We start from the raw sequence: 12,201 nt of genomic DNA, 5'->3' as shown, positions 1-12,201 counted from the left end.
CCATATGCCAAGCAACTCAGGACGCCCGTTTTGGATGTCGGTGGCGTTTTTCGTCGCCGGGTTCGGCCTTGTGTTCAAGTGGTTTGCGTTGGCTATCGTTGGTGCGTTGTTCATTGTGCTTGGATTGATTCTCCGCTCATTTGAAGACGATGATGGCTACCATATTCCGGTTGACGAAATCAAACGGATGGAACGAGCGGCGCGGAAGGGGGCGTGACGAATGGGAGAAGCTGCACATCGCTATGAGGAAACGGTGCCGCTGGAGTATCGGACGCAAGAAAGTCGGTTGAACATATTGGGTTTCTGGATTTTCCTCGGGGCGGAAGTCGCGCTGTTTGCGACGCTGTTTGCGACGTATCTCGTCTTGTTCCAACGGACCGGCTCGGGGCCGACGGCAGCGGAGCTGTTTGAGGTAAAAGACGTTTTGATCGAAACGTTGTTGCTGTTGACGAGCAGTTTCACATGTGGGTTGGCCATTTTTGAAATGCGCCGCGGCCGCATGAGCGGGCTGATTGCCTGGCTGCTCGTGACGCTTCTGCTTGGGGTGGGGTTTATTACGGTTGAAATTCGCGAGTTCATCCATTACGTCCATGAAGGAGCGACGATGCAGACGAGCGCATTTTTATCAAGCTTTTTCGTGCTCGTCGGCACGCACGGCGCCCACGTCAGTGTAGGAATTGGCTGGATGATTTTGATCATCATCCAGCTCCTCCAGCGCGGCTTTACGCCGAAAACGGCGCGCAAAGTGTTTATCGTCAGTTTGTATTGGCACTTTTTAGACGTCGTTTGGATTTTCATCTTCACGCTCGTCTATTTGTTAGGGATGGTGATCTAACATGGGCGCAAACAGCCATCGCGAATCATTTCCGTGGAAACATATCATTGGGTTTTTGTTGTCGCTCGTCTTGACGTTTGCGGCTCTTTGGGTGGCGCTCTCGTCTGGGCTGCCGCTTAAAGCCGTGATCGTCATCATCGTCTTGTTCGCGATCATCCAAGCGAGCTTGCAGCTGTTTCTATTCATGCACGTCAACGAAAGCGACAGCGGCAAAGTGCAAACGTTCAACATGGTATACAGCTTCTTTATTGCTGTTGTCGTTGTCGCCGGTTCGATTTGGGTGATGCAGTTTGTGTTGTAAAGCGAGGCTGGCCGGGGTTCGGCCGGCTTTTTATGTTCAGAAGAGCTTTTGTGGTGTCATAGATGCCTGAAATGGGGGAGCCGTTGACGGAACATTGAAGAGATGGAGAGGCAACGTGGTTGCATTATAGGGGGCATGATATGTGCCTAAAAAAGTCGTCTTGCCTCAAACAGGCAAGACGACGTTTTACAGCACTTTTGATAAAAACGCTTTCGTCCGCTCATGCTGCGGGTGGTCGAACAAGTCTTCCGGCTTCCCTTCCTCGACAATGTAGCCGCCGTCCATAAACAGGACGCGGTCGCCGACTTCACGGGCAAAGCCCATCTCGTGGGTGACGACGACCATCGTCATCCCTTCATTGGCCAGCTGCTTCATGACCGAGAGCACTTCCCCGACCATTTCCGGGTCAAGCGCTGACGTCGGCTCGTCAAACAGCATGATTTTCGGTTCCATGGCCAATGCCCGGGCGATGGCGACGCGCTGCGCCTGCCCACCGGAGAGGGAGTCCGGGTAGACGTGCGCTTTGTCTTGCAGCCCGACTTTGGCGAGCAGCTCCATCGCCTTCGCTTCCGCTTTTTCACGCGGCCATTTCCGCACTTTCATCGGTGCCAGCGTGATATTGTTCAGCACCGTCATATGCGGAAACAAGTTAAAGCGCTGGAACACCATTCCGACTTCTTCCCGCACTTTATTTAAGTTCGTGTCTTTCGCCTTTAAATTAATGCCGTCAATAATAATTTCACCTTCATCGAAATCCTCAAGCAAGTTTAAACAGCGTAAAAACGTCGATTTTCCCGACCCCGATGGGCCGATGACGACCACGACTTCTCCTTCGCGAATATGGACATCGATTCCTTTTAAAACTTGGAGCGAACCGAACGATTTTTTCAGCTGGCGTACGTCAATCATTGGGTCGAATACTTCCTTTCAAGATAGTGTGACAGTTTGCTTAACGAAAGCGTTAAGAGCAAATAGATGAACGCCACTGTTAAATACGGCTCCCAAACGCGGTAATACTCACCCGCGGCCGCTTTCCCCCAATACATGATTTCCGGGGCGGCGATGACCATCCCAAGCGACGAATCTTTAATTAAGACGATAAACTCGTTCGCAAACGGCGGAATCATTCGCTTTAACGCCTGCGGCAAAATAATGTAGCGCATCGCCTGCGCATGCGTCATCCCAAGCGAGCGGGCCGCTTCCATTTGCCCTTTGTCGATCGACTGGATGCCGGCGCGGAAAATCTCGGCCACATACGCGGCCGAGTTGAGCGACAGCGAGACGGCCAGGGAAGCGACGGCATTTGGCTGGGCGAAAAAGAGCGGCATGGCGCCGAAATGGACGAGCAAAATTTGCACGACAAGCGGCGTACCGCGGAAAAAGTTAATGTACCACGAAAACGGCAAACGAATAATCGGGTTGGACGACATTTTGCCAAGGCCGATGAACAGGCCGAGAATGAGGCCGAACACGATGCCGGCTAATGATACGCCGATCGTTACGAGCAGCCCTTGCCAAAAGTAAGGGGCGTATTCAACAATAATATCAAAACGAAAATCCATCGATCTCACCTTTCTCTAAGAAAAATGCGTAACTTGCTAGTAGTTACGCATTTTTCTATGTTCGTGCGCTTATTGTTGTTGTTTTAAGCCTTCCATATTCGGTTCTTTGCCAAACCATTTTTTGTAAATCTCTGCATATTTGCCGCTGTCGATCACTTTTTGCAATGCTTCGTCCACTTTGGCTTTCAATTCGCTGTCTTTCGGGAAGATCATGCCGTAGTATTCCGAAGCGAAGTTTTGTGGATCTTCAATGACTTGCAATTTTTTGTCCGGATTGTTTTTCACGTATTCGTTTGCCACCGCGTTGTCCGTGATGACAGCATCAACACCGCCGTTTAGCAGTTCCATAATGGCAACAACACTCGTTTCGAATTTTTTAATATGATCGCCTTTGCCAAATAGCTTCTCCGCAGCTTCTTGACCGGTTGTCGCGTTTTGAACGCCGATCGTTTTCCCTTTTAAGTCAAGGGCGTTTTTCACCGGGCTGCCTTGTTTGACTAAGATGACTTGTGTTGCTTCAAAGTACGGAGCTGAGAAATCATAAGATTGTTTCCGCTCGTCCGTAATCGTAATGCCGGAAATGCCCATGTCGATTTCTTTGCTTTGCAGCGAAGCGAACAGCGGATCCCAGCCGATGTTTTTTAATTCATAATCCAAGCCGGCTTCTTTCATCACCGCATCCAAAAGGTCGGCGTCAAACCCAACAATTTTTCCTTTTTGCATATATTCAAATGGCGCAAACGCCGCGTCCGTCCCGACGGTGATTTTTTGCTTCCCTTCTTTTTCAGCGCCTGACGGAGAGCTTGTTTCTGTCGACTTGCCACAAGCGGCGAGCGCCATAAACAACGCAGCAACGACCGCTACGATCAAACCTTTCTTCATTTTTAACATCCTATAAAATCCCCCTTTGGAATCATTGTCGATGAACGATTATCATACTATCAATATTTTTGTTATTATGCAATAGGTTTTATAAAAATAATTGTTTGAACATTTTGGTACTGCCGTATAAATGGGGAAAAGGCGCATTTTTCAATGTTTTTCGCCACATTAACTGAAGGGCATATGGCTAATATCATTTCGTGTGCATTTTTATAAAATAATTTTTTATGTATAAAAAGACATAAACGATTGATTTTGAATTTACAGAATATTATACCAGAAAGAGGGTAGAGTTGGCAAAGGTTTTGTCAATTTGTTTATTATAGCGGTATGGAAAAATAAATACTATTGTGTAAATACTATCAATTTCGTTATGATGAAAGTGGTGACAAGACAGTAGAGGAAGGAGAGTCCATATGGTTTTATTTTCCGTCATTGTGTATTTAGTCGGCATGCTTTGGATTGGCTATTGGGCGTATAAACGGACGTCGAATTTGTCCGATTATATGCTTGGCGGCCGGACGCTCGGGCCGGCGGTGACCGCGCTTAGCGCCGGGGCTTCCGACATGAGCGGTTGGTTGCTCATGGGGCTGCCGGGGGCGATGTATATCGATGGAGTGAGCGCCGCCTGGATCGTCATCGGCTTGACGCTTGGCGCTTATGCAAACTGGCTGTTCGTTGCGCCGCGCTTGCGCGTCTATACAGAAGTGGCGAACGATTCGATTACGATTCCAGAGTTTTTAGAAAACCGATTCGGGGATGCCACGAAATTGTTGCGCATGGTGTCTGGCATTGTCATTATGGTCTTTTTTACGTTTTATGTATCGTCCGGTCTTGTTTCGGGCGGCGTGTTGTTTGAAAACTCGTTTGGTGTCAGCTACCATACGGGCTTGTGGATCGTTGGCGGCGTTGTCGTCGCTTACACGCTGTTTGGCGGCTTTTTGGCCGTCAGCTGGACGGACTTTGTGCAAGGGACGATTATGTTCATTGCGTTGATTCTGGTGCCGGTGGTGACGCTGTTCCATACAGGCGGGCCAGTAGATACGATTGAGACGATCCGCGACATCGATCCCAACTTGTTGAACTTATGGAAAGGAACGAGTGTTCTTGGCATCATTTCGTTATTCGCCTGGGGGCTCGGCTATTTTGGCCAGCCGCACATTATCGTCCGCTTTATGGCGATCAAGTCGGTCAAAGAAATGAAAAGCGCCCGGCGCATCGGCATGGGTTGGATGATTTTCTCGGTTGTCGGAGCGATGTTGACGGGTCTTTTTGGAATCGCTTACTTTTCGCAGCGCGGCATGAAGCTCGACGACCCGGAAACCGTGTTTATTCAGCTCGGTCAAATTTTGTTCCATCCGATTATTACCGGGTTTTTGCTGGCGGCGATTTTAGCCGCGATTATGAGCACCATTTCATCCCAGCTGCTCGTCACCTCGAGCTCGCTGACCGAAGACTTGTATAAAGTCGTGTTCCGCCGCGCGGCTTCGGATAAGGAGCTTGTCTTCGTCGGGCGTTTGTCGGTGCTCCTTGTCGCCATTGTCGCAACGGCGCTGGCGTACACGAAAAACGACACGATTTTAAACTTGGTCGGCTATGCGTGGGCTGGATTTGGCGCATCGTTTGGCCCAGTTATTCTGTTGAGCTTATGCTGGCGGCGGATGACGAAATGGGGGGCGCTCGCCGGCATGGTCGCCGGGGCGGCAACGGTCATTTTGTGGACGCAGTCGGAGTATTTGAAAGGGCTGTTGTATGAGATGATTCCGGGCTTCGCCGCGAGCCTCGCCGCTATTGTCGTCGTGAGCCTGTTGACAAAAGCGCCGGAAGGGAAAGTGGCGGAACAGTTTGATCAGTTTAAGAAGTCGCTGTCATAAGCGAAATGAACAGGGTGTTCCTCGGTGGGGACACCCTGTTGTCATGATCGGCATTTTGTCCTTCATCATATAGGCGTTGTTGCGGCCTCGCAATTCGCCCGACCGCCTTACCGTGTCGCCGCGTCGCTATGCTGTTTCGGCTGGGCGATGGCAGTGTTGAGGCGGTGTCGCCATGATCAGCTTTAAGACGAGGCAAAGGGGTGCCGCACCCTGCTTTGGTTCGGATGCCAACACATGTCGCGGCGCCGCACCCTTTTAGTCCGGCCGCAGCCCCCCCTTGGCACCTCCGCCCGGAGGCGGGGCGAAGGGCCGCCGCTGTTACGCCATCGTGTTCCAGTCTGGATACAGATCAGTGCGCCGGTCGCGCCATGTCGCGACCGATCCTTTTTCCCGCACTTTGCGAAGGAGCGACAAGTCAAGGTCAGCGGTAATGACCATGTCGCTGTTGATCTCGCCCGCCGCAAGGACGCCGCTCTGCGGGAACGGGATGTCGTTTGGCGTGATGACGGCCGCTTGGCCGAAATTGGCGCGCATAAAGTCGACCGTCGGAAGCGACCCGACCGTGCCGGTCGTGACGACATACACTTCGTTTTCGATGGCCCGCGCGTGGCAGCAATACCGTACACGGTAAAACCCGTGCCGGTCATCGGTGCACGACGGACAGAAGATGACATCTGCCCCTTTGGCGCGCGCCATACGAACGATTTCCGGAAACTCGATGTCATAGCACGTCAAAATGGCGATCGTCGCTTTGTCCGTTTCAAACACATGCACGCCGTCGCCTGGAGCGATATTCCACTCGTTCACTTCCGTCGGGGTGATGTGCAATTTCGCCTGCTGATGGATGTGCCCATCCGGCGTGAATAAATGAGCGACATTGTACAGCTTGCCGTTTTGGCGGATGACATGCGTGCCGCCGATCAAATACATGCCGGTGTCTTTGGCGAGCGACACAAACAGTTCAGTGTATTTTTCGGTATAATTCGGCAAGTCATCAATCGTCGCTTGCCGTCCGTCATCAAGTGGAATGGAAAGCAATTGGGTCGTGAAAAATTCTGGGAACAAGACGAACTCGGCGTCAAACTCTTGCGCCGTTTTGACGTAATGCGTCACTTGCGCGGCAAACTCGTCAAACGAACGGATGGTGTGAAGATGATATTGGACAGCCGAGACGCGCAATGGCGGCACCTTCCTTTCTATTTCCATATGGCATCTATCTTAGCACCATGCAAACCGTTTCGAGGCATTTGATTTTTCAATATGCGCAGGCCCCGCTCCCTTCCTATTTCAAGGAGGGGAGTTGCGGAAAAAGACAAGGACGAGGTCTTGTCTATTATTGTTCGCCGTAGCGGCGGTACGCACCGTGATGTGTGGGCCCGACGTATTCGTTGAGCGGGAACGAGTGGCGGATGGCGGCGGTGATGAACGCTTTTGCCGTCGCAATGGCGTCTTTCACCGGCCGGCCTTTCGCCAGTTCGGCGGCGATGGCCGCCGAGAACGTGCAGCCTGCTCCGTGCGTATACGTCGTGTCAATCCGCTCCGATTCGAGGAGTTCAAACGTTTTGCCGTCGTAAAGGACGTCAACCGCATAGTCATGCGGAATTTTCCGACCGCCTTTGACGATGACATATTGGGCCCCGAGTTCATGAATGCGCCCGGCCGCTTCCTTCATGTCCTGGATCGTTTCAATGCGCGGCAAGCCGGAAAGCTGCGCTGCTTCGAACAAGTTTGGCGTCACGACCATCGCTTTTGGCACGAGCGTTTCCCGGTAGCACACCGTATTTTCCGGGTGGAGCGGCTCATCCGCCCCTTTGCACACCATAACTGGATCGACGACCGCATTTTTCAAACCATGCTTTTCAATCGTCCGCGCCGCTAATTCAATGATATCAGTTGTCGGAAGCATGCCTGTTTTTAAGGCATCAATCCCGACGCCGACGATGATCGTCTCAAGCTGGGCTTCGATCGTTGCTAGGTCAACGGGGAACACTTGGTGCGCCCACCGGTTGTGCGGGTCCATGGCGACGATGGTCGTGATCGCCGTCATGCCGTAAACGCCAAGCTCTTGGAACGTTTTTAAGTCCGCCTGCAGCCCGGCGCCGCCGCTGCTGTCCGACCCGGCGATCGTTAATGCTTTTGGCATTGTCATCGTCATCACTCCTTTGTTCTACAAGATTATACCATGAAGCCGCCCTCAAGGACGAAATAGTTGTTCTACATCAACAGAAAAACCGTCAAGCGCGCGCGAACATGCCATGCCGGTTTCTTTCCAGACGCCGGCTTGTTCATATTGTCCGTCGTCATTGAGCGAGTAGATTTGCACAACAGAGTGCATAGGGTTCACGATCCAGTATTCATAGACTCCGTATTGCATATACAAATTCAATTTGAACACGAGATCGTACGCCTGGTTGGAAGGGCTTAAAATCTCGATGATCAGCGTTGGGACGCCGACAAATTTTGTATCCGTTAATCCACTTCGATCACAGATCACGGTTAAATCAGGGACGACAATTTTCTTGCCTTCGATTCGTTCGTTCTTTAGTTCGATATCAAACGGGGCATGAAACACTTCATACGGCTTTCCTTCTAAAAAATGGAACAGTTGGACGTGCAGCCGTCCCGATATGCGTTGGTGCTGGGTCGAAGGGGAGGGAGACATCAACACAGCGCCATCAATGTATTCTAAAACGCGGTCGGTTGTTTCCCGCATGCGATAAAATTCTTCAAGCGATACCGCCTGTTTTCCCGGAACGTTCACGAAATCACCTTCTTTCCAGCTTTCTATTTTCATTATACACTGGCCGCTTTGCTGAACGAAAATGATTTGGCATAACGCAACAGGGGGCATACTCCCACCGCCTGCGCTCACTTGCCGAAATGGCGGCCTTGTCGGGTTAGGACGATAAAAAAAGCCGCCCGCTATGAGTGGGCGGTCATGGGAATGGACAATGATGAACAGGCGGCCGGCAGCGCGCGTTGTCGGCCGCGTCCATCATGGTTAGTTGGCGGCCAACGTTTTCCCGAGCGCTTCGCGGGCCGGGACGTAGCGATAGCCGAGGTCGCGGGCGACGGCTTCGTACGTGATTTCGCCGTTGGCGACGTTGACGCCAAGCTCGAGCGCCGGGTTGTCCGTAATGGCTTGCATGACGCCTTTATTGGCGATTTGCAAGGCGTATGGGATCGTGACGTTCGTCAAGGCGATCGTCGAGGTGCGCGGGACAGCACCCGGCATGTTGGCGACCGCATAATGGACGACGCCGTGTTTGACGTACGTCGGGTCGTCGTGCGTCGTGACGTGGTCGCTTGTCTCAACGATGCCACCTTGGTCGATGGCGACATCGACGATGACCGACCCCGGTTTCATCGCTTTCACCATGTCCTCGGTGACGAGCTTCGGCGCCCGCGCTCCCGGGATGAGGACGGCGCCGATGACAAGGTCGGCCTCTGCGACCGCTTCGGCGATGTTCATCGGGTTGGACATGAGCGTCGTAATTTGGTTGCCGAAAATGTCGTCAAGCTCGCGCAGGCGATCCGCGTTCAAGTCGATGATCGTGACATCTGCCCCGAGGCCGACCGCGACTTTTGCCGCATTCGTGCCGACGACCCCGCCGCCGATGATGACTACTTTGCCGCGGGCGACGCCAGGGACGCCGCCAAGCAAAATGCCTTTGCCGCCGTACGGCTTTTCCAAAAATTGCGCCCCGATTTGCGCCGCCATCCGCCCGGCGACTTCGCTCATCGGCGTCAACAGCGGCAGCGTGCGGCCGACTTGCACAGTTTCATAGGCGATGGCGATAACGCCGCTTTCTTTTAACGCGCGCGTCAACTCTGGGTCGGCGGCCAAATGCAAGTAGGTGAACAGCACAAGCCCCGGACGGAAGAAGCGGTATTCGCTTGGCAGCGGCTCTTTCACTTTCATCACCATATCTGCTTGCGCCCACACATCTTCCGCTCGCTCGATGATTTGTGCTCCGGCACGGGCGTAATCATTGTCGCTGAAACCGCTTCCAACCCCTGCCTCTTTCTCAATGAGCACCGTATGTCCTGCCTGAACGAACGACAATACGCCAGCCGGCGTAATGGCGACACGGTTTTCGTTATTTTTAATTTCCTTTGGCACTCCAATAATCATGAATATGGTTCCTCCTCATCAAAAGTGGCCTTACTTATAGTATAAAAGAGACGGAACGGGCCGGGCATTGTTCAAAAAAGAGAAAGAAGCGCGTGGGTTTTGTGGATTTCCACAAATTCAACCGCGCGCTTCGTATTTCGCTAATTTAATATCGATGTATAATTTGATTTTTTGATTCATGTCATTGAGATCAAGCTCGGCGATGTCGGCAATCCGCTTGAGCCGATAAGCAAGCGTGTTCGGGTGAACGTTGAGGACGTCGGCGGTTTCTTGCGCGTTTTCGTTATGGTCAAAAAACGTTTCAAACGTTTTGACCAAGTCGCTGTGGTGTTTCTGGTCGTACGATTGCAGCTTCGTTAACGCTGGGTTGGTCCATTCCCCTTGCCGCTTTTGTTCAAGCAAAAAATCAAAAAATTGGTAAATGCCAAGCTGGGCATAGCCGTAAACCGACTTGATTTCATCGCCGAGCTTTTCTTTCAGCGCCAGGACGGCGAGCGCTTCGCGGTAGCTTTTTTCAATGAGGCGATAGACGCTGTACACGCCGCCAAACCCGCACTGCACATCGTGGATGTGAAATCGTTCTTTCATTTTGGCGGCGAACGATTCGATGAATGCATTCAGCTCTTTGAGCGGCTGGTCGGTTTTGGGCGCCGCCAGCAAAATCACATCGCGGCCGTCGGTCGTATAAAGAAGGAGCGGGAGTTGTTGGGTTGTTTGCAATAAGTAGGAAATTTGCCGCTCCATTTCGGCGGTCAAATCAGCGGCAAAGCGGAAGACGACAACGGCAAACTGCGGTGCGGTCGGGATTTGCATGGCAGCGAGATGGGCGCGGATGTCATCTTCACGCGCAATGTGGCCGGTGAGCAGCTTCCAAAACAGCTCTTGCACCCGCTCTTCTTTTTTGTTTTTGCGCATATACAGCTGCAGCACTTTGTTTTTCGCCGCTTTTGCCGCCAGCTTCAGCCATTCCATCTCCTCAGGCGACAGCGTCCGGTTCGTTTCCAGCACCCAGATGAAGCCGATCACCTCATCGTTTTTCCAGATCGAGACAGCGACGCGGCTGCCGAGGCCGACGTCTGGAATCGGCGGCACGCGCACCGGCTCGCGGCTTTTGAGCAGCGCCGGGATGGCGCCTTGTTTCCATAAGCTGTTGATCACTTTTTCCGGGACGCGCCGGCTGATGATCGTCGCCGTCCGCGCCGGATCGGTGTAATCGTCATGGGCGCTGTAGGCGATGAGCCGATGGTTCGCATCTTCGATCGTCACCGGGCATTTCAGCACATCGCTGACGCGGTCGGCAAACTCTTCAAGGCTGTCAAATTCGCCGCGGAACGGGTCGGTATCATAAGACATATTGACTCCCTCGCATCGTCCATATGATTTGTAGTTTCATTTTATCATAAATGTGAATCCACCACCGTTATTGTATGATGAAAGAAAGGAATGGCTGCGCTTTCTGTCCAAGGAAGGAAAGAAGGAATTCTCCCAAGAATGAAAAAATGGGACATTGCCGTCATTCCCAGCGACGGAATTGGCAAGAAAGCCGTTCCCGTGGCGAACACGAACGTCAACGGCAAATATCCGTCGATGTTTGAACCGGTGCACGGTTCGGCGCCGGATATTTACGGCAAAGGTATCGCCGATCCGATCGGGTAAATTTAGACGGCGAAGTTGATGTCTGACCATTTCGTTGAAGAAGAGCTCGGCGCCCTCTTGTTGCAAGAGATCGAGGATGTCACCTCTGACGGCATCAAAACGCCGGATCTTGGCGGCACGGCGACGACGAAGGAAGTGGTGGAAGAAATTTGCCGGCGTCTGCGTGAGCAAGCCTGACCTGTTCAAAAGGGCAAGCGGCACCGTTTGCAGTTTCCTTCTGTTCAGGTATACTTGTTGTCAGACGAACTGAACAGAAAGGATGACGCCCATTGTTCAAAAAATGGTTTGGCAAGCAACAGCCGAAGGAAGAGACGATCACCGCGCCGCTTGACGGGACGATCATGCGGCTTGAAGACGTGCCGGATCCGGTGTTTGCGCAAAACATGATGGGCGATGGTGAAATCATCCAGCTCTTTCCGACGAAACACGCCATCGGCTTGCGTTCGGAAGCGGGTGTGGAGCTGCTCATCCATGTCGGCATCGACACCGTGTCAATGAACGGGGAAGGATTCACTGCCTATGTCAGAGCCGGCGACCGAGTGAAACGGGGCGATCGGCTTCTTTCTGTCGACTTGCCGCTTGTGCGCGAGAAAGCGAAAAGCGCGGTGACGCCGATCATCATCACGAACGGCGACGCCCTCGAAAGCCTCGAGAGAGAGGCCGAGGCATCAGCCAAAAAAGGCGAGACGGTCTTATTTCATGTCAACATGAAATAAGGGCGGTGAGGGGGATGTATGTTTACAAAACGACAAAAAGAGATCTTATCATTTTTAGCTCACAGCAAGGATCTCATTCCAGATGAGTGGATGGCAAAGCAATTAGGAATAAGCGATCGGACAGTTCGTCATGATGGTGGTGAAAAAAATCTCTCTGTTAAAAAATACGGATGTTTTAAATCATAACATATTACCTATATATTTAAGGAGATCATTAATGAAGAGGGTGTCCCAAAAGGA

13 protein-coding genes and 2 pseudogenes are annotated in these 12,201 nt (G+C 52.1%); 7 read left to right on the top strand and 8 right to left on the bottom strand.

All coding sequences use genetic code 11. The features are described 5' to 3' along the window. From VU18_RS20810 to qoxD, 3 genes and pseudogenes are all read left to right on the top strand, one after another. Nucleotides 1-217: pseudogene (locus VU18_RS20810) on the top strand (serine incorporator domain-containing protein); the annotation flags it as partial. 3 nt (nt 218-220) lie between these two features. After that, on the top strand, nt 221-835 hold the full coding sequence (gene qoxC, locus VU18_RS15070) for a cytochrome aa3 quinol oxidase subunit III (protein ID WP_015376112.1): 615 nt from the start codon (nt 221-223) through the stop codon (nt 833-835). 1 nt (nt 836) lies between these two features. Next, nucleotides 837-1,136 carry a cytochrome aa3 quinol oxidase subunit IV gene (gene qoxD / locus VU18_RS15065; RefSeq protein WP_011232920.1) on the top strand — a complete coding sequence of 100 codons (300 nt, stop codon included), beginning with the start codon at nt 837-839 and terminating at the stop codon, nt 1,134-1,136. A gap of 186 nt (nt 1,137-1,322) precedes the next feature. On the opposite strand, the gene VU18_RS15060 is transcribed toward qoxD, so the two are convergent. The 3 genes from VU18_RS15060 to VU18_RS15050 form a co-directional block, all read right to left on the bottom strand. After that, nucleotides 1,323-2,045, bottom strand: a complete 723-nt coding sequence (locus VU18_RS15060; protein ID WP_011232919.1) for an amino acid ABC transporter ATP-binding protein — start codon at nt 2,043-2,045, stop codon at nt 1,323-1,325. Beyond that, nucleotides 2,042-2,698 carry an amino acid ABC transporter permease gene (locus VU18_RS15055; protein WP_011232918.1) on the bottom strand — a complete coding sequence of 219 codons (657 nt, stop codon included), beginning with the start codon at nt 2,696-2,698 and terminating at the stop codon, nt 2,042-2,044. The genes VU18_RS15060 and VU18_RS15055 overlap by 4 nt, the downstream gene beginning before the upstream one ends. Nucleotides 2,699-2,767: 69 nt before the next feature. Then, a complete protein-coding gene (locus VU18_RS15050) occupies nt 2,768-3,589 on the bottom strand; it encodes a basic amino acid ABC transporter substrate-binding protein (RefSeq protein ID WP_011232917.1) in 822 nt (273 codons plus the stop codon). Between the two features lie 407 nt (nt 3,590-3,996). Here VU18_RS15050 and putP point away from each other — a divergent pair, with 407 nt between their 5' ends. Continuing rightward, nucleotides 3,997-5,454 carry a sodium/proline symporter PutP gene (gene putP, locus VU18_RS15045; RefSeq protein WP_020278680.1) on the top strand — a complete coding sequence of 486 codons (1,458 nt, stop codon included), beginning with the start codon at nt 3,997-3,999 and terminating at the stop codon, nt 5,452-5,454. Nucleotides 5,455-5,772: 318 nt separating this feature from the next. On the opposite strand, the gene VU18_RS15040 is transcribed toward putP, so the two are convergent. The 5 genes from VU18_RS15040 to VU18_RS15020 all read right to left on the bottom strand — a co-directional run bounded on the left by VU18_RS15040 (nt 5,773) and on the right by VU18_RS15020 (nt 10,942). Next, nucleotides 5,773-6,660, bottom strand: a complete 888-nt coding sequence (locus VU18_RS15040) for a carbon-nitrogen hydrolase family protein (RefSeq protein WP_031205544.1) — start codon at nt 6,658-6,660, stop codon at nt 5,773-5,775. Between the two features lie 127 nt (nt 6,661-6,787). Then, entirely contained in the window at nt 6,788-7,603 is an 816-nt protein-coding gene (gene pdxK, locus VU18_RS15035) for a pyridoxine/pyridoxal/pyridoxamine kinase (protein ID WP_021321306.1), read from the bottom strand. Between the two features lie 45 nt (nt 7,604-7,648). Further along, entirely contained in the window at nt 7,649-8,248 is a 600-nt protein-coding gene (locus tag VU18_RS15030; protein WP_020278677.1) for a Uma2 family endonuclease, read from the bottom strand. A gap of 207 nt (nt 8,249-8,455) precedes the next feature. Then, a complete protein-coding gene (gene ald, locus VU18_RS15025) occupies nt 8,456-9,589 on the bottom strand; it encodes an alanine dehydrogenase (protein ID WP_020278676.1) in 1,134 nt (377 codons plus the stop codon). A 117-nt stretch (nt 9,590-9,706) separates the two neighbouring features. Continuing rightward, nucleotides 9,707-10,942 (bottom strand): CdaR family transcriptional regulator, encoded by a 1,236-nt coding sequence (locus VU18_RS15020; RefSeq protein WP_047758392.1) that lies wholly within the window; start codon nt 10,940-10,942, stop codon nt 9,707-9,709. Between the two features lie 195 nt (nt 10,943-11,137). On the opposite strand from VU18_RS15020, the pseudogene VU18_RS20805 reads away from it, so the two are divergent. From VU18_RS20805 to VU18_RS18040, 3 genes and pseudogenes are all read left to right on the top strand, one after another. Continuing rightward, nucleotides 11,138-11,422, top strand: a pseudogene (locus tag VU18_RS20805) (isocitrate/isopropylmalate family dehydrogenase); the annotation flags it as partial. Between the two features lie 92 nt (nt 11,423-11,514). Then, entirely contained in the window at nt 11,515-11,961 is a 447-nt protein-coding gene (locus tag VU18_RS15010) for a PTS glucose transporter subunit IIA (protein ID WP_020278672.1), read from the top strand. Between the two features lie 18 nt (nt 11,962-11,979). Continuing rightward, nucleotides 11,980-12,147: an HTH domain-containing protein gene (locus VU18_RS18040; protein ID WP_110107477.1), complete on the top strand. Its 168-nt coding sequence runs from the start codon at nt 11,980-11,982 to the stop codon at nt 12,145-12,147. The last annotated feature ends 54 nt before the right edge of the window (nt 12,148-12,201 follow it).

This window comes from Geobacillus sp. ZGt-1, assembly GCF_001026865.1.
GTDB lineage: Bacteria > Bacillota > Bacilli > Bacillales > Anoxybacillaceae > Geobacillus > Geobacillus thermoleovorans.
The sequence above is the reverse complement of the archived record's forward strand: the minus strand, read 5'-3'. Positions and strand labels throughout refer to the sequence as shown.